At 69.8% G+C, this 17949-nt stretch carries 16 protein-coding genes and 1 pseudogene; 14 read left to right on the forward strand and 3 right to left on the reverse strand.

What is annotated here, in order from left to right:
• Window positions 1–55: 55 nt before the first annotated feature.
• From GAK38_RS12015 to argC, 3 genes are read right to left on the reverse strand one after another with little or no spacing between them, the layout of a single operon-like run.
• Window positions 56–2023 carry a sensor histidine kinase gene (locus GAK38_RS12015; protein ID WP_325344402.1) on the reverse strand — a complete coding sequence of 656 codons (1968 nt, stop codon included), beginning with the start codon at window positions 2021–2023 and terminating at the stop codon, window positions 56–58.
• On the reverse strand, window positions 2020–2733 hold the full coding sequence (locus tag GAK38_RS12020) for a response regulator (protein ID WP_443089206.1): 714 nt from the start codon (window positions 2731–2733) through the stop codon (window positions 2020–2022). The genes GAK38_RS12015 and GAK38_RS12020 overlap by 4 nt, the downstream gene beginning before the upstream one ends.
• On the reverse strand, window positions 2730–3656 hold the full coding sequence (gene argC / locus GAK38_RS12025; RefSeq protein ID WP_325344404.1) for an N-acetyl-gamma-glutamyl-phosphate reductase: 927 nt from the start codon (window positions 3654–3656) through the stop codon (window positions 2730–2732). The genes GAK38_RS12020 and argC overlap by 4 nt, the downstream gene beginning before the upstream one ends.
• Window positions 3657–3880: 224 nt before the next feature.
• Between argC and GAK38_RS12030 the strand changes: the two genes are divergently transcribed.
• From GAK38_RS12030 to GAK38_RS12095, 14 genes and pseudogenes are all read left to right on the forward strand, one after another.
• Complete coding sequence (locus GAK38_RS12030; protein WP_325344405.1) at window positions 3881–4360, forward strand: type IV pilin protein; 480 nt, start codon at window positions 3881–3883, stop codon at window positions 4358–4360.
• A gap of 5 nt (window positions 4361–4365) precedes the next feature.
• Window positions 4366–4887, forward strand: coding sequence for a pilus assembly FimT family protein (locus tag GAK38_RS12035; protein WP_325344407.1), 522 nt, complete (start codon window positions 4366–4368; stop codon window positions 4885–4887).
• 94 nt (window positions 4888–4981) lie between these two features.
• A complete protein-coding gene (locus GAK38_RS12040; RefSeq protein WP_325344408.1) occupies window positions 4982–5467 on the forward strand; it encodes a type IV pilus modification PilV family protein in 486 nt (161 codons plus the stop codon).
• 3 nt (window positions 5468–5470) lie between these two features.
• Entirely contained in the window at window positions 5471–6562 is a 1092-nt protein-coding gene (locus GAK38_RS12045) for a PilW family protein (RefSeq protein WP_325344410.1), read from the forward strand.
• On the forward strand, window positions 6559–7215 hold the full coding sequence (locus GAK38_RS12050; protein ID WP_325344412.1) for a pilus assembly protein PilX: 657 nt from the start codon (window positions 6559–6561) through the stop codon (window positions 7213–7215). The genes GAK38_RS12045 and GAK38_RS12050 overlap by 4 nt, the downstream gene beginning before the upstream one ends.
• Before the next feature lie 16 nt (window positions 7216–7231).
• Window positions 7232–10798: a pilus assembly protein gene (locus GAK38_RS12055; RefSeq protein ID WP_325344414.1), complete on the forward strand. Its 3567-nt coding sequence runs from the start codon at window positions 7232–7234 to the stop codon at window positions 10796–10798.
• 14 nt (window positions 10799–10812) lie between these two features.
• A complete protein-coding gene (locus GAK38_RS12060) occupies window positions 10813–11508 on the forward strand; it encodes an energy transducer TonB (RefSeq protein ID WP_325344415.1) in 696 nt (231 codons plus the stop codon).
• 92 nt (window positions 11509–11600) lie between these two features.
• Entirely contained in the window at window positions 11601–12761 is a 1161-nt protein-coding gene (gene sucC, locus GAK38_RS12065; protein ID WP_325344417.1) for an ADP-forming succinate--CoA ligase subunit beta, read from the forward strand.
• A gap of 20 nt (window positions 12762–12781) precedes the next feature.
• Complete coding sequence (gene sucD, locus GAK38_RS12070) at window positions 12782–13675, forward strand: succinate--CoA ligase subunit alpha (RefSeq protein WP_325344419.1); 894 nt, start codon at window positions 12782–12784, stop codon at window positions 13673–13675.
• 134 nt (window positions 13676–13809) lie between these two features.
• Window positions 13810–14500: pseudogene (locus tag GAK38_RS12075) on the forward strand (TerC family protein).
• A 212-nt stretch (window positions 14501–14712) separates the two neighbouring features.
• Entirely contained in the window at window positions 14713–15510 is a 798-nt protein-coding gene (locus GAK38_RS12080) for a Stp1/IreP family PP2C-type Ser/Thr phosphatase (protein WP_325344431.1), read from the forward strand.
• 122 nt (window positions 15511–15632) lie between these two features.
• The gene (locus GAK38_RS12085; RefSeq protein WP_325344421.1) at window positions 15633–16304 is read left to right on the forward strand and encodes an FHA domain-containing protein; all 672 of its coding nucleotides are present in this window, start codon (window positions 15633–15635) and stop codon (window positions 16302–16304) included.
• Between the two features lie 419 nt (window positions 16305–16723).
• Entirely contained in the window at window positions 16724–17365 is a 642-nt protein-coding gene (gene pilV, locus GAK38_RS12090) for a type IV pilus modification protein PilV (RefSeq protein ID WP_325344423.1), read from the forward strand.
• Between the two features lie 6 nt (window positions 17366–17371).
• A complete protein-coding gene (locus tag GAK38_RS12095) occupies window positions 17372–17848 on the forward strand; it encodes a PilW family protein (protein WP_325344424.1) in 477 nt (158 codons plus the stop codon).
• Window positions 17849–17949: the final 101 nt, after the last annotated feature.

The raw sequence follows: 17949 nt of genomic DNA on the forward strand, positions 1-17949 counted from the left end.
TCCTGACTCTATATCTCCACAGTGCCCGACTGTCGGGCATCTTCGGCATATACCCCTAGGACGGCAGGCTCCAGTCGAGTCGCACCAGCGTGCCGCGGCCGCTGGCCGGCATGCTCCAGCGCAGCCGCGCGCCGATGCGCCGGGCCCGCGCGCGCATGTTGCCGAGCCCGCGGCCGCCGGACTGGATCACTGGCGGAAGGCCGGCGCCATCGTCCTCCACCTCGGCGAACAGGCGGTTGTCCTGCAGCCCCAGCCGGACCTGCACCCGCCGCGGCCGGCCATGCTTCAGGGCATTGGTCAGCGCCTCCTGCAGCACGCGCAGCACCTGCAGCATCACGTGCGGCGACAGCGCGGCCAGCACATGCGGCGGCAGCTCCTCGGGCAGCCCGCCCTGCCATTCGGAGGCCACGCCGGCGGCCTGCAGCTGCGCCTCCAAGCGGAAGCGGAAGTCGCCGAAGGCCACGAGCGGGTCGTCTCCCTCGGGCGCCAGCGACTCGATGGCCAGCCGCATCTCGGCGATGCAGGCGCGCAGCGTCTCGGTCATCTCGTCCTGCGTCAGCGCCTGGCGCTCGGTGCGCGACAGCGAGGTGAAGAGCTGCGAGCCCAGCCCGTCGTGCATGTCCTGCATGATGCGCCGGCGCTCGGCCACCTCGGCGCGGCCGCGCTCCAGCGCGGCGAGCTGGGCGTAGTTGCGCTGGAGCAGCGCCTCGCGCCGGGCCACGCGCTCCTCCAGCGTCTGGTTGAGCGCCTCCAGCTGACCCAGCGTGTCGACGAAGCGGCTCGCCAGGATGCCGCCCATCACCAGCAGCACCGCGTTGGCCGCGACGTGGAAGATGAAGACGCGCGCGCCGATCCACTCGGGCGCGAGGCGGTACTGCCAGTCGGCGCTGACCAGCAGCAGGTAATCGTGGAAGCCCGAGCCCATGGTGATCCACACGCTTGACATCAGCGCGATCGACGCGGCGCTGCGCTGCACCCAGGCCGCGTAGGTGACGGCGATGAAGACGATCATGCCCAGCACCACGAAGCCGCCCATCCACCAAGTGCTGACCCAGCCGTCGGCCGCGCCGCGGCTGGCCAGCAGCAGCGCCGGCCCGGCCAGCGCATAGCCCAGCAGCGCGCGCCCCGCCCAGGGCCGGTAGAGGCCGCCGAAGTACAGGCCGAAGACGGTGAGCGAGGCGACGAAGCCGCCGGTGGCCGCCTGGTAGAGCGTGCGCCAGACGTCCCACTGCGCCTGCGGCAGCAGCTCGATCACGAAGGTCAGCGTGCGCACGCCCCAGAACAGCGCCGTCAGGCCGAACAGGCCGTAGAGCGCCTCGTCGCGCCGCCGCACCCAGATGAAGAGCATCAGCAGCGCGATGACGAAGCAGGCGCCCGAGGTGAGCGGCGGCACGGTGCGCACCCAGAACAGCCGCCGTTCGTAGAGCGGCCGGAGCAACAGCTCGGGCCCGGCGAGGATGCGCGGCACGGCCAGGTCGCCGGCCACCGACTGGCCCGGCGCGGTGCGCAGCAGCAGCTCGTTGCGGCCGGCGCGCAGCAGCAGGTCGGGCACGCGCAGCAGGTGCGGGCGCTCCCACTTCACGTGGACCTGCGCGTCGGGTTCGGGAAGGTGGGCCAGCCGCTGGCCGTTGAGCCAGAAGCGGCCGCCGTCGTAGAGGTAGGGCACGTAGACGGCCCAGCCGCCGTCCACGCCGGCCAGGCGGCGGTCCCCGGGCACGTCGCAGGCGATGCGGTACCAGGCGGCGGCGCCGGGCGGCGGCTGGTAGCCGCGGGCGCGCCAGTTGTCCGGCAGGGCGATCGTCCGCCAGGGCGCATCGGCGGCCGGCGGCTCGGTGTCGGGCGCGACCAGCAGTGCGGCCGTGGCCGGCTCGACCCACGGCTCGGGCCCGCCGCCACGCAGCGCCGGAAGCGCCGCCGGGCCCAGCAGCAGCAGCGCGATCTGCGCGGCCAGAGCCGCGGCGGTGAGGAAAAAGAACAGACCCCGCAGGCGCCGCCGCCGGCACGCGCGCGGATGGTCGCTCACAACAGCCCCAGCAGCCGGGCCTCGTAGACGGCCTCGCCGCGCGAATGCACGGCCAGCTTGCGGTAGATGCGCTTGAGGTGCACCGCCACCGTGTGCGGCGATATGCCCAGCGCGGCGCCGGCCTCCTTGAAGCTCAGGCCCTTGGCGATAAGGCGCAGGATCTGCGTCTCGCGCTCGGACAGGGCGTCGCCGCCGTCCTCCGGCGGGGGCGCTGGCGCAGAGGGCGCCGCGCCCCCGCCGCGGAAGCGGTTGAGCACGCGCCGCGCGATGCTCGGGCTGATCGGCGAGCCGCCGGCATGCAGCTCGCGGATGGCGCTGCCGATGCGCTCCAGCGCCGCGTCCTTGAGCAGGTAGCCGGTGGCGCCCATCTCGATGCTGCGCAGCACGTGGTGGTCGTCGCCGAACATGGTGACGACCAGGATGTCGATCTCGGGATAGCGCTTGACCGCGTCGTGCATGACGGCCAGGCCGCTCATGTCCGGCAGACCCAGGTCCACGAGCATCACATCGGGCCGCTCGCGCTCCAGCACGGCCAGCGCCTCGCCGCCGGTGGCCACGGCCTGCAGCAGGCGCAGGGCCGGATCCTGCGCGACCGCCTGGGCGAAGCGGCGCAGGAACTCCGGCTCGTCCTCCACGACCAGCACGCCGACGGCGCCTTCGCAGGCGCCGTCGGCGGGGACATCGGGGCCGTCGTCGCCGTCTTCGCTCACAGGCCGAGCATGAGTTGGAGGTTCTGCACCGCCGCGCCGCTCGCGCCCTTGCCGAGGTTGTCGAGCCGCGCGATCAGCACCGCATGGGGATGCTCGTCGCTGGAGAACACGCGCAGCTCGAGCCGGTTGGTGTCGTTGAGCGCGAGCGCGTCGAGCTTGCCGTCGGCGGTGGCCGGCAGCACCTGCACGAACTGCTCGGGCGTGTTGCTCTTCGCATAGTGCGCGGCCAGCGCCTCGTGCAGGTCCTGCGCCGAGGGCCGCCCGGGCAGCGTGTCGAGGTGCAGCGGCAGCTCCACGAGCATGCCCTGGCGGAAGTTGCCGACCGAGGGGATGAAGATCGGCCGGCGCGTGAGGCCGGTGTAGCGCAGGATCTCGGGCAGGTGCTTGTGCTTCAGGCCCAGCGCATAGACCTCGTGCGCCGGCGCGGTGCCGGCCTCGTAGGCCTCGATCATCGTGCGCCCGCCGCCCGAGTAGCCGCTGATGGACGGCAGCGCGACCGGATAGTCCGGCGGCAGCAGGCCGGCGTCGACCAGCGGGCGGATCAGCGCGATCGCCCCGGTCGCATAGCAGCCCGGGTTGGCCACGCGCTCGGCCGCGGCCACGGCCGCGGCCTGGCCCGCGGCGAGCTCCGGGAAGCCGAACACCCAGCCCGGCGCGGTGCGGTGCGCGGTCGAGGCGTCGATGATGCGCGGGCGCCGCCCGGGCAGCGCATCGACCAGCGCCACCGTCTCGCGCGCCGCGTCGTCGTGCAGGCAGAGGATGACCAGGTCGACCGCGGCCAGCAGCTCGCGCTTGGCGCCCACGTCCTTGCGGCGCACCGGGTCGATGCTCACGACCTCGACCTGGGGCAGCAGGGCGAGCCGCTCGCGGATCTGCAGGCCGGTGGTGCCGGCCTCGCCGTCGATGAAGATCTTGTGGGACATCGGAGGTTTCCTGTCGTCGTCGGTGGCAGGCGCCGCGCCGGGGGCGGGCGGCGGCCGTCGGAAGGGCGAAGTCTACGGCCCCGCGCGCAGGGCGGCAAAGTCGAGGGAGAGGGGCGCGGGCCCCGCATTCCTCCCGCATCTCCCACATCCCTCCCAGATGCAACGCGATGATGCGGCCGGCCGCACCCGGCCCCGCCGCGACAACAAGGATACGAGGGACCCGCATGCCGAACGCGCCTTCCGGCCACGGCCGCCGCACCGCCGGCTTCACGCTCGTGGAGGTGATGATCGTCATCGCCATCGTCGCCATCCTCGCCGCCGTGGCCCTGCCCTCCTACACCGCGTACCTGCGCCGCGGCCAGCTGCAGGAAGCCTTCGGCGCGCTGTCCGACTACCGCGTGAAGCTCGAGCAGTACTACCAGGACAACCGCAACTACGGCGCCGCCAGCGGCACCGCCTGCGCGACCGACACGACGGCCAGCGGCTGGAACGGCTTCGCGCCGGCCGGCGCCAAGTACTTCACCTATGCCTGCCTCACGTCCGCCAGCGGCCAGGCCTTCGTCGTCACCGCCACCGGCACCGGCACGCTGACCACGGGCTACGCCTACACGATCGACCAGGACGGCACGAAGGCCACCACGCTCTACGCCGGCAGCGTGCCGAGCTCCTCGGCCTGCTGGCTGCAGACGGCCTCCACCTGCTGAACGCCATGGCCATGCGCGCATCCGGCTTCACCCTCGTCGAAGTCATGGTCACGCTGGCCGTGGCGGCCCTGCTGCTGCTGGTCGCCGCGCCCGGCATCGGCGGCTGGATGGTCGACCTGCGCGTGCGCGAGGCCGCCGACACGCTGCACGCCGGCCTGCAGACCGCGCGCCAGGAGGCCGTGCGCCGCAACGAGAACGTGAGCTTCTGGCTCGTGTCGGCCAGCGGCGCGGCGCTGAGCAGCGCCTGCACCCTGTCGTCGTCGAGCGCATCGTGGGTCGTGAGCCTCAAAAGCCCCGTGGGAGCCTGCGCGGCGACGCCGTCGACCACGACGGCGCCGAAGGTCGTCGCATCGCAGGCCCTGGCCACCTCCGCCCTGACGGTGGCGGCCACGCGCGCCGACGCTCGACCGCGGCGACGACGGTCACCTTCAACGGCTACGGCCGCGTGGCCAGCAGCGACGAGGCCATCGCCCGCATCGACATCACCGCCGCGGGCGACGCCGACAGCCACCGCCACCTGCGCGTGACCGTCGGCGGCACCGGCGCCATCCGCATCTGCGACCCGGCCGCCGCCTCCGGCGACCCGCGCGCCTGTCCGGGCTGAGCGGCAGGCAAACGGCCATGCATTCCATACCCCCCTACCCACAGTGCTACAGCCCTTGCAGGGAAAGTGCTTCCGGCATATACCTCCGGCATTCCGCTGCACGCAGCGCGCAGGGCTTCGCGCTGCTCGAGGCGCTCGTGGCGATCGTGGTGTTCGCCATCGGCATCCTCGGCCTGGTCGCGCTGCAGGCCAGCATGACGCGGGCGCAGACGGCCGCCCAGCTGCGCGCCGAGGCAGGCTACCTCGCCACCGAGCTGACCGGCGCGATGTGGGCCGACATCGGCAACATCGCCCAGTACGCCAGCAGCAGCTGCAGCAGCTACACGCGCTGCAGCGACTGGAAGGCCAAGGTCACGGCCGCGCTGCCCGTGGGCACCTCCACCGTCACGGTCGACACCAGCACCGGCGACGTGACCATCACCATCGGCTGGGCGCTGCCGGGCGGCGACACCCACCAGTTCGTCACGGCCACGAGCATCGTGGCGGCCTCGGCGAGCTCCTGAGCCATGGCGCCCGCAGCCCGCTCCTGCGTCCGCGGCATGACGCTCATCGAGCTCATGGTCGGCCTCGTCATCGGGCTGCTGACCACGGCGGCCATCATGAACGTGCTGGCCGTCGCCGAGGGCCAGCGGCGCGCCGCCACCACCGGCAGCGATGCCCAGATCAACGGCACCGTGGCGCTCGACACGCTGCGGCGCGACATCCTGCAGGCCGGCTATGGCCTCGCCGCCTATCCCGCGGCCCTGGGCTGCACCGTCTCGGCCCAGTACAACAGCGGCACGGCCTGGACCTTCACGCTCGCGCCGGTGCAGATCACCGACGGCGGCGCGGCCGGCGCGCCCGACAGCATCCTCGTGCTCGCCAGCGGCAAGACCGCGGCCTCGGTGCCGATGCTCACCACGGCCGCGCACACGGCCTCGGCCACGAGCTTCACGGTGCAGTCGTCCTATCCGACCGTCGCCGGCGACCTGCTCATGGCGGTCCCCGAGACCTGGGACACGACGACCGGCTGCACGCTGCTCGCGGCGACGGCCGTGACCTCGACCGTCGTCACCCACGACACCACCAGCGGCTGGAACGCCACCCAGTCCGCGCTGCTGCCCGCCACGCTGGCCAAGGGCAGCGTGCTGCTCAACCTCGGCAGCCTGGTCTACCGCACCTGGTCGGTCAGCAGCGCCAACGCGCTGCAGGCCGCCACGCTGTCGTCGAGCACCGGCACCACCACGACGCAGGAGGCGTTCCCGGAGATCGTCGACCTGCAGGCGCTCTACGGCAAGGACACTACTGGCGACGGCACGATCGACAGCTACGACACCTCCGCGCCCACCACGGTCACCGGCTGGCAGCGGGTGCTGGCGATCCGTGTGGCCGTGGTGGCGCGCGGCACGCAGTACCAGCGCGAGACCGTGACCTCCGCCGTGCCGCAGTGGAACCTCGGCACGGCCGTCACCGCCTCCAACACCAGCACCTGCAGCGACGGCAGCGGCGGCCAGTGCATCAAGCTGCGGGTGGACCGGCTCGACGACTGGCAGCACTACCGCTACAAGGTCTTCGACACGCTGGTGCCGCTGCGCAACGTGCTCTGGAACGCCGGATGACGCCCCCGCCGCTTCGGCACCGCCAGCGCGGCCTGTCGCTGCTGGTCGCCTTGCTCGCGCTGGCCGCGCTGGCGCTGGCCGCCACGGCGCTCGTGCGCTCGGTGCACACCGGCTCGCTCGTGGCCGGCAACGTCGCCTTCAAGCAGGACGCCACGGCCGCGTCCGACCAGGCCGTGCGCCAGGCCATCGCCGTGCTCTACGCCAAGCTCTCGGCCAGCACCAGCGGGCTCGACGCCGACCTGGCCAGCAGCGGCTACTACGCCAGCGCCGACGCGCTGCTCGACGCCACCGGCGCCCAGCTCGGCAGCACCAGCCGCAAGCTCGTGGACTGGGACGGCGACAGCTGCGCGGCCAAGACCTCGGGCACCTATGCGAGCTGCAGCTACGCGCCCGCGACCATTTCCACCGCCATCAACGGCAACGCGGCGAAGTACATCGTGTTCCGGCTCTGCGACGCCGCCGGCAGCGCGAGCTCGGCCGACTGCGCCTTCGGCACTACCGCGAGCACGTCGAGCTCCTGCCAGGGCGAGATCAACTACAAGAACGGCGGCCAGTGCGCCGATTCGACGCTCTCGCCCTACTACCGCATCGTCGTGCGCGTGCGCGGCGCGCGCAACACGACGAGCTTCACCGAGACCATCGTCCATTTCTAGACCCGAGCACCCAGCCATGCCCTGCTCCGTCCGCCGCACCCTCCTGCGCGCCGCCGCGCGGCTCGGCGCCCTGCCGCTGCTCGCGGTCGCGCTCGCGGCCCCGGCCGCGACCACCGACATCGCCGCCCAGCCGCTCATCACGCTGTCGGAGGTCACGGCCAAGCCGAACCTGCTGTTCATCCTCGACGACTCGGGCAGCATGGACTACGCCTACATGCCCGATGCGCAGGGCAGCGCCACCACGCGCTACGGCTTTGCCTCGACGCAGTGCAACGGCGTCGCCTACGACCCGAGCATCACCTACACGCCGCCGGTCGACGCCACCGGCACCTCGTATTCCGCCGCCAGCTTCACGGCCGCCTGGGACGACGGCTACACCCAGAGCGGCACCACGACCAACCTGCAGGGCACGGGCACGTCCTATACCGCCAGCAGCCTCTCGACCTCCAGCACCACGAGCGCGACCTTCACCTTCACCAGCGGCGTGAGTAGCTCCACCTTCGCCTCCGGCGACACGGTGACCGTCAAGCACGGCAGCGGCACCTCCTACAGCGGCACGGTCACCAGCTGGAGCAGCAAGACCACGACATCGGGAATGAACCAGACGACCACGACGACCTACACCCTGGTCGTCACCGTCAGCGGCTTCTCCTCCAGCGGCTCGGGCAGCTGGACCGTGACCACCCAGGGCAGCGGCCAGACCTACTACACCTACAAGGGCAGCCAGACCGCCATGGGCTGGACCTACGGCAGCACCGGCGCGGTCGTCACGACCACCACCTTCTACAAGGAGTGCATGAGCACCGTCGGGGCGAGCCCGGGCAGCAGCGTCTTCACGGCCGTGACCGTCACCTCGAGCTCGTCCGACGCCGCCAACTACGCCAACTGGTACTCCTACTACCGCAAGCGCTACCTGCTGATGCGCACCGCGGTCGGGCAGGCCTTCGCGAGCCTCGACAGCAACTACCGCGTCGGCTTCATGACCATCAACGACTCGCTGACCAACACGACCGACGGCACCAGCTACTTCCGCAACGTCAAGGACTTCGACAGCACCCAGAAGGCGAGCTTCTACACCAGCCTCTACAGCGCCACGCGCTCCAGCAGCACGCCGCTGCGCGCGGCCCTGGCCAAGGCCGGCCGCTACTTCGCCAACCTGGTGTCGAAGCAGGCCTACGACCCGATGGAATACGCCTGCCAGCGCAACTTCGCGCTGCTCTCCACCGACGGCTTCTGGAACGAGACCACGGGCAAGTACAACCTCGCGGCCAGCGCGCTGATCGGCGACCAGGACGGCGACGAGAGCCGGCCGATGAAGGACGACAACAAGGCCGAGAACACGCTGGCCGACGTCGCCGAGTACTACTACGTCACCGACCTGCGCACCACCGCGCTGGGCAACTGCACCTCCACCACCTCGGGCTCGAGCCAGGACGTCTGCTCGAACTCGGTGCCCACCTCCGGCCGCGACACCGCCACCCACCAGCACATGACGACCTTCTCGGTCGGCCTGGGCGTCAACGGCACGCTCACCTACGACAAGGACTACCTGACGCAGACCTCGGGCGACTACGTCGCCCTGACCGCCGGCACCAAGAGCTGGCCGACGCCGGTGAGCAACACCGCCCTCGCGGTCGACGACCTCTGGCATGCCGCCGTCAACGGCCGCGGCCAGTACTACTCGGCCATGAACGCCAGTTCGCTCTCCGAGGCCATCACCAGCGTGGTCACCGCGGTCAAGGAGACCACCGGCTCGGGCACGGCCGCCGCCACCAACACGCTGACCCTCGTGGCCGGCGACAGCAACGTGGTCTACCAGGCCAGCTACACCACCGTGTCGTGGACCGGCGAGCTCGCGGCCTACACCCTCGACGGCACCACCGGCGAGATCGGCACCACGGCAACCTGGTCTGCGCAGGGCCTGCTCGACAGCAAGGCCGCGGCCAACCGCGCCATCTACTTCAACAAGAGCGGCGCGCTCACCAGCTTCCTCTACGACAACCTTTCGGCCACCCAGCAGGCCTACTTCACGGGCCTCTGCAGCAAGACCGTGGTGGCCGCGCAGTGCAGCACGCTCTCGACGGCCAACAAGGCGCTCGCCAACACCGGCAGCCACCTCGTGAACTACCTGCGCGGCGTGCGCACCTACGAGGCCAGCAACACCACGAGCCCGCTGTTCCGCACGCGCAGCCACGTGCTCGGCGACATCATCAACAGCACGCCGGTCTACGTGGGCGCGCCGCCGTTCAGCTATGCCGACACCGGCTACTCCGCCTTCAAGACCGCCCGGGCCGCGCGCACGGCCGTGGTCTATACCGGCGCCAACGACGGCATGCTGCATGCCTTCAGCGCCAGCACCGGCGAGGAGCTCTGGGCCTACGTCCCCACGGCCGTGATGCCCAACCTCTACAAGCTCGCCGACACCGCCTATGCCACCGTCGGCCACCAGTACTCCGTGGACGGCGAGGCCGTCGAGGCCGACATCTACGTCGACGGCGCCTGGAAGACCATCCTCGTCGGCGGCCTCAACGCGGGCGGCCAGGCCTACTACGCGCTGGACATCACCACGCCCGAGAGCCCGAAGCTGCTCTGGGAGTTCACCGACACCCACCTCGGCCTGAGCTACGGCAACCCCGTCATCACCAAGCTCGCCGACGGCACCTGGGTGACCGCCTTCGCCTCGGGCTACAACAACACCGCGGGCGACGGCGTGGGCCGCCTCTACGTGGTCAACGCCAACACCGGCGCCGTGCTGCGCAGCATCTCCACCGGCGCCGGCTCCAGCGCCACGCCGAGCGGGCTGGCCAAGATCAACGTCTGGCTCAACGGCACCACCGACAACACGGCGCTGCGCTTCTACGGCGGCGACCTGCTCGGCAACCTCTGGCGCTTCGACACCGACAGCCTGGTCGAGCCCTACCTGTCGGCCCTGCTGCTCGCGAAGTTCCAGGCCAGCGACGGCACGGTGCAGCCGATCACCATCCAGCCGCTGCTCAAGCTCATCTCCTCGACCTACCCGGCGGTGGCGATCGCCACCGGCCGCTACCTCGGCACGAGCGACATCACCGACACCACGACCCAGAGCATCGCCGTGCTCAAGGACCCGCTGACCAGCGACGGCTGGGGCGTGGTGCGCAACAGCGCGAGCCTCGTGAAGCAGACGTTCACGGCCTCCAGCACCACCGTCACCGGCACCAGCAACAGCGTGGACTGGTCGAGCCAGGGCGGCTGGTGGGCCGACCTGCCCACCAGCGGCGAGCGCATCGTCACGAGCATGGCCATCCAGTCCGACACCCTGATCGCCGCCTCCACCGTGCCGAGCGGCGACGCCTGCACCTCGGGCGGTTCCTCCTGGCTCTACCAGATCAGCCTGCTCGACGGGACGGCGACCAGCACGGTGGCCCAGCTGCTGAGCTCGTCGAGCATCGTCGTCGGCTTCACCACGCTCACGCTGGCCTCGGGCACGACCATCATCGTCGTCAAAGACAGCACCGGCGCCACCACCAGCCAGACCTACACCAGCGCCACCGGCACCATCGCCGGCACACCCCAGCGCACCTCGTGGCGCGAGCTCGTGGACTGAACGGGCCGAGCGCCATGCGCCGCCTCGCCGGCCCCCTGCCGCCGCCCGTGACGCTCGCGCTGGCCTGCGCCTGCTCGGCCGCCGGTCATGCGCTGCTGCTCGCGCCATGGCCGGCGGCCGGGCCGGCGCCGGCGCCGGTCCGGGCCGCCGTGCCCGGCGCCAGGGCGTTCCTCACCGCCCGCCTGGTGGCCGCGCCCGCGCCGCCGCAGCCGGCCCCGCCGCGGCCCGTGGAACCGCCAGCCGCAAAGCCGCAGGCCGCGGAGCCGCAGCCGCCCGCGGCGGCACCCCGCCCCGAAGACCGCGGCGGCGACGCCGAGGGCGCGGCCGCGGCGCCGCAGGGCTACCTGCCCCGCCGGCTGCTGTCGCAGCCGCCGCAGCCGCTCGGCCCGATCGACATCCCCTGGCCGCCCGGCGCGGCGCCGGTGGCTGCGCGCACGGCGGTGCTCACGCTCTACATCGACGAGCACGGCACGGTCCGCCACGTCGTGGCCGACGGCCCGACCCTCACGCCGCCGATGGAGGAGGCCGCGCGCAATGCCTTCCTGCAGGCGCGCTTCCAGCCCGGCCGCCGCGACGGGCAGGCCGTGCGCGCGATGGTGCGCATCGAGGTCGCCTTCGACCCCTCGCCCGACCTGCCGCCGGCCACCATCGTCGAGCGCCGGCCCCTGCCCGCACCGTCCCCGCCCCCCGTCCCGCAGGCCCCTGCGTGATAAACTGGGGGGCTCACCCGTGTCCCGTCCCGTGGCCTTTTCTCGCACCCCTGCGGCCCGCGGGCTTTTCCCCTTCTCCTGAGAGATACCTCATGAAGATTCACGAATACCAAGGCAAGGAAATCTTGCGCAACGCTGGCGTTCCCGTTCCGCGCGGCATCCCGGCCTTCAACGTGCAGGAAGCCATCGAAGCCGCGCAGAAGCTCGGCGGCCCGGTCTGGGTGGTGAAGGCGCAGATCCACGCGGGCGGCCGCGGCAAGGGCGGCGGCGTGAAGCTGGCCCGCTCGATCGACGAGGTCAAGACCCTGTCCGAGCAGATCCTCGGCATGCAGCTCGTCACGCACCAGACCGGCCCCGAGGGCCAGAAGGTCCGCCGCCTGCTGATCGAGGACGGCGCCGACATCAAGAAGGAATACTACGTCTCGGTCGTCACCGACCGCGCCACGCAGAAGATCGCCTTCATCGCATCGAGCGAAGGCGGCATGGACATCGAGGAAGTGGCCCATTCCACGCCCGAGAAGATCATCAAGGTCTTCGCCGACCCGCTGACCGGCCTGACCGACGCGCAGGCCCAGTCGCTGGCCGACGGCATCGGCATCCCGTCCGGCTCGACCGCCCAGGCCGTGGACATCTTCCACAAGCTCTACAAGATCTACAACGACACCGACGCCTCGCTCGTCGAGATCAACCCCCTGATCCTCGAAGGCAACGGCGGCATCAAGGCGCTGGACGCGAAGTTCAACTTCGACCCGAACGCCCTGTTCCGCCACCCCGAGATCGTCGCCTACCGCGATCTGGACGAAGAGGATCCGGCCGAGGTCGAGGCCAGCAAGTTCGACCTGGCCTACATCAGCCTCGACGGCAACATCGGCTGTCTGGTCAACGGCGCCGGCCTCGCGATGGCCACGATGGATACCATCAAGCTGTTCGGCGGCGAGCCGGCCAACTTCCTCGACGTGGGCGGCGGCGCCACCACCGAGAAGGTTACCGAGGCCTTCAAGATCATGCTGCGCAACCCCAAGGTCAAGGGCATCCTGGTCAACATCTTCGGCGGCATCATGAAGTGCGACACCATCGCCAACGGCGTGGTCACCGCAGCCCGCGAAGTCAAGCTCTCGGTGCCGCTGGTCGTGCGCATGAAGGGCACCAACGAGGAGCTGGGCAAGAAGATCCTGGCCGAGTCCGGCCTGCCGATCATCTCGAAAGACACCCTGGCGGACGCCGCCACCGCCATCGTGGCAGCCACCAAGTAAGAAGCCCTGGAGAATCGAGAATGTCCATCTTCATCAACAAAGACACCCGCGTCATCACCCAGGGCATCACTGGCAAGACCGGCCAGTTCCACACCGAGAAGTCGCAGGAATACGCCAACGGCAAGGCCGCCTACGTGGCGGGCGTGAACCCGAAGAAGGCCGGCGAAAAGATCTTCGACATCCCGATCTTCTCGTCCGTCAAGGAAGCCAAGGCACAGACCGGCGCCAACGTGTCGGTGATCTACGTGCCGCCTGCAGGCGCGGCGGCTGCCATCTGGGAAGCCGTCGAGGCCGACCTGGACCTCGTCATCGCCATCACCGAAGGCATCCCGGTGCGCGACATGCTCGAAGTGCGCAACAAGATCAAGGCCAAGGAAGCCGCCGGCGGCAAGAAGACACTGCTGCTCGGCCCCAACTGCCCGGGCCTCATCACGCCCGAGGAAATCAAGATCGGCATCATGCCCGGCCACATCCACAGGAAGGGCCGCATCGGCGTGGTCTCACGCTCCGGCACGCTGACCTACGAAGCCGTGGCGCAGCTCACCGAGATCGGCCTGGGCCAGTCCACCGCTGTCGGCATCGGCGGCGACCCGATCAACGGCCTGAAGCACATCGACGTGCTCAAAGCCTTCAACGACGATCCGGAGACCGATGCCGTCATCGTGATCGGCGAGATCGGCGGACCGGACGAAGCCGACGCGGCCGCCTGGGCCAAGGATCACTTCAAGAAGCCGGTGGTCGGCTTCATCGCCGGCGTGACCGCCCCTCCCGGCAAGCGCATGGGCCACGCCGGCGCGCTGATCTCCGGCGGCGCCGACACGGCCGACGCCAAGCTGCACGCCTTCGAGGAAGCCGGCTTCAAGATCACGCGCAACCCGTCGGAGCTGGGCAGGCTGCTCAAGTCGCTGCTCTGATCCTGCGTAAGCAGTTCTACGCATCGGCGGGCGGCAGGCGCCCGCTACACTGAGGCATCCTCACAACGAGAAGCGCTCGGAGCCCCGGCTCCGAGCGCTTCTCTCGTTCATGCATAACTAGGAGCATCGGCAAGATGGAGCTACTGCAATCGGCGGACTTCTGGATCGGTCTGGTCAAGATCGTCTGGATCAACATCATCCTCTCCGGCGACAACGCCGTCGTCATCGCCCTGGCGGCACGGTCGCTGCCGTCCGACCAGCAGAAGAAGGCGGTCTTCCTGGGCTCGGCCAGCTGCCGTCGGCCTGCGGATCGTACTGACCGTGGTGGCCGTCAAGCTGCTGGCCCTGCCGTTCCTCCAGATCGTCGGCGGCCTGCTGCTGCTGTGGATCGGCGTGCAGTTGCTCGGCGACGAGGACGAGGGCGAAGGCGAAACCAAGCAGACCGGCAGCTTGGCCGCGGCCGTGCGCACCATCCTGATCGCCGACCTCGTGATGAGCCTGGACAACGTCATCGCCGTGGCCGCCGCCGCGCAGGGCAGCATGGTGCTGCTGGTCGCCGGCCTGGCTATCAGCATCCCGCTGGTCATCTTTGGCAGCACGCTGATGATCAAGCTGATGGAGCGCTTCCCCATCATCGTCCTGCTGGGTGCGGCACTGATCGGCTGGGTGGGCGGCGAGACGATCTCGAGCGACGTGTTCCTGCGCGACACCGTGGCGGCCAACCCGTGGCTGCACTACGTGTCGGCCGCCATTGGCGCGGTGCTGGTCGTGGTCGTCGGCAAGGCCCTGGCCGCGCGCGCCGGCAAGCAGGAAGCCGCCCACTGACCGGCGGGCGGCAGCCGCGCTCCACCCGGGTGCGAGCCCGGCAGGCCCCAAAGCAGCGGTGCCATCAGGCAAAGCAGTTTGGGGCCTTGTCACGCCGGCGTCGCCATGCACGGATAGACCGCTCGTCTATGATGCGCGTCACCGCCGGCGCATCCTCTCTCCAGCCGCCGCAGCGGACCGATCCGGAACCTGCCGCTGCCGCCGCCACCTTCATGAACTACGAGTTTTGCGCCCGGACGGACACTGGCCTGCTGCGCTCCAACAACGAGGATGCCGTGGCCTTCGACGCGGCCAACGGACTGACGGTGCTGGCGGACGGAATGGGGGGCTACAACGCCGGCGAAGTGGCCAGCAGCATGGCCGCCGGACTGGTCCAGGCCGGGATGGGCCGCTGGCTCGCCGAAGCCGGAGGACAGGCCAGTCCCCGCGAAGTGCGGCGGGCGCTCGAAATCTGCGTCGACAACGCCAACGGCGCCATCCTGCAGGCATCCCAGGCCAACCCCCAGTACGCCGGCATGGGCACCACGCTGGTAGCCGCCTGCTTCCACGACAACCGGCTGGTGCTGGGCCACATCGGCGACTCCCGAGGCTACCGCCTGCGCGACGGCGCGCTCGACCAGATCACGCGCGACCACTCGTGGCTGCAGGAGCAGGTGGACGCCGGCATCATCACGGCCGAACAGGCAGCCGTCTCGCCCAACCGCAATCTGGTCACCCGCGCCCTCGGCGTGGAAGAGGCGGCCCAGATCGAAGTGCACGAACACCGGGTGGAGCCCGGCGACCTCTATCTGCTGTGTTCCGACGGCCTGCCCGATATGGTGGACGACGACGACATCGCGACCATCCTGCGTGCCGGCCTGTCGCTGGAGGATACGGCTCGGACGCTGATCGACAGCGCCAATGCGCAAGGCGGCCGCGATAATATCAGCGTCGTCCTCATCAGGGCCACGGCTTCCGCGGCCGGCCGGCGCGGTCTCATGTCCCGCCTGTTCGGCACAATCGGTTTCTGATCGGATGTCAGAAGAACACATGAGGGCCCGTCGCAGATGCACCCGGCCGGCATGACCCACACCCATACCACCATCGTCTGCGCGAAGCGTTTTTTTGCCGCTGCAGGCCGCAGGAGCCGGCTATGCCCAAACTGATCGTCTCGATCGACGGGGTCGTCATCAAGGAAGTCGCGCTGACCAAGGAGCGCACATCCCTCGGCCGCCGCCCCTACAACGACATCGTGATCGACAACCTGGCCGTCAGCGGCGAGCATGCGGTGCTGCAGCTCACCAGCCCCGAAAGCGCCTGGATCGAGGACCTGAACAGCACCAACGGCACCTACGTGAACGGCCGCGCGGTGCAGAAGCAGCAGCTGCTGCATGGCGACACCATCGAGGTCGGCAAGTACAAGATCCGGTTTGCGGTGCAGCAGAGCGACAACTACGACAAGACCGTGATCGTGCGCCCGGGCGCGGTGCTGGCGCCCGCTGAGGCGGCCGCTTCCGGTTTCTCGCCGCTGCAGGCCGCCGATCGCGTGGCCCCCGCCTCCACGCAACAGGCATCCATCAAGGTGCTCTCCGGCGCGGCGGCCGGCCGGGAGGTCGCGCTCATCAAGGTCGTCACCACCATCGGCAAGCCCGGCGTGGCTGTCGCCGCCATCACCAAGCGGCCGCACGGCTTCGTCTTTGCCCATGTGGAAGGTACGCCGCTGCCGAGCGTGAACGGCGTGGCCGTCGGCGCCGAGCCGATGTTGCTGAAGAACGGCGACCGGCTGGAACTGGCGGGGACGCAGATGGAATTCGTCACGCGTTGAGCCGCGGGACAGGCGTTGCCTCAACGACAGAAGATCACGTATTGCGGCATATCGGACGAACGTATTTGTCAGGTCCGATGGCTGCAACTGAACCGCCCCGGGTTTCGCGGAGACTGGTTGGCTTGAGTCAGGCCGACATGGTCTGTTGCTCAAAATTGCGATAGCAGTTGGCCTCGAATTCGGCTGGCGACACGTAGCCCAGTGGAACCATTGGCCGCCGACTACTGCGGTTCGATTGATTGCGCGGGGCTGGCGTCACGGGCCGTGGAGCAGTTGTTCAAGCGGTTAGGCGGTAACCCGCCTGCGCCGCATACGTGTCCGCCAAACGGCTTGATGGCCCGGACAAGCGGCGAGTTGGGCAATCAGGGCCACGTTTAGCATGCAGTGTGCAATTTCTAACATTTGGACGCATTGCCGCCATGCTGCTCCACCCTGGTTCTTGTCACAGATCCGCTGGCTTTTCCTTGATCGAGATCTTGGTGGCTATCGTCGTGCTTTCGTTCGGACTGCTGGGCATGGTCGGCCTGCAGGCAGCCGCGCTGCAGGCCAACCGGGACGCGCGGCTGCAGTCGACCGCGGGCACGCTGGCCCGCGAACTGGCCGAAATGATGCGCGGCAACCAGGACGTGGCCGCAACCGCGGCCGCTTCTGCGAATCCCTACTTGGGCGAGTTCACGAGCAGCCCGCTGGCGCTGGGAAGCCCTGAGTACTGCCTGTCGGCCGGAACGGCCTGCGCCACCGGCTCGGAAACCTCCGATGCCGACAAGAAGGCCATGCGGCAAAAGATCGCCCGCGCGGAAATGACGGAATGGCTTGCACGCGTGGATGCAGAACTGCCCGGCGCGCGGGTGTCCGTGTGCCTGGATTCCGCTCCCTACGACAGCGCCGGCCTGCCGCAATGGACCTGCACGGCGCCCGCGACCACGAGCAATGCCATCGCGGTTGTCAAGATCGGCTGGACGCGCGCAAGCACCAACCGTTCGGCGACGGGTGCTGCTGCGCTCGACACAGCAACACGGCCCGGTATCGTCTTCCCCGTGACGCCGGGTACCGTCCTTTGACAAGCCATGACGATGAAACACCAGCCGTCACACAGGACAAGGAGCCGGGGGCTCACGCTCGTGGAACTGCTCGTGGCGATGGCGCTGGGGCTGCTGCTGGTGTTGGCGGCAGGCTCGGCGCTGCTGCTCGCGCGGCGCGGCTTCGCCACGGTGGATGCGGCCTCGCAGTTGCGCGACAACGCGCGCTTTGCGACGGAGATCATCCAGCGGCTGGTGGCGCAGGCCGGCTTTCAGGATCTACTCGACGCGGAAGTGGCCTACAGCGTCAAGGCCGCCAGCACGGGCACCAGCGAGTCGGGCGTGAAGACCTCGTCCGCCGACCTGGCGCCGCACGTGCAGGGCCTCAACAACCGCAAGCGCAGCGCCAAGCAGGGCCCCGATGAAAGCAGCCCCTGGGGCAGCAGCGACCTCGGGGCCAACAGCGACATCCTCGTGGTGCGCTTTCAGCCGGCCACGGGAGCCTGTCCGAAATTTTGTGTGTGAGGCATAGCATGTCAATGAGGAGCATGTATGCCGACGAGCAAGACGAAAACGAAGAACGCAGCGATAGCCGCCCGAACGGCGGCGTTGCCCACGATCCCCAA

The sequence above is a fragment of the Xylophilus sp. genome (genome assembly GCA_009914555.1).
Classification (GTDB): Bacteria; Pseudomonadota; Gammaproteobacteria; order Burkholderiales; family Burkholderiaceae_C; genus WNDY01.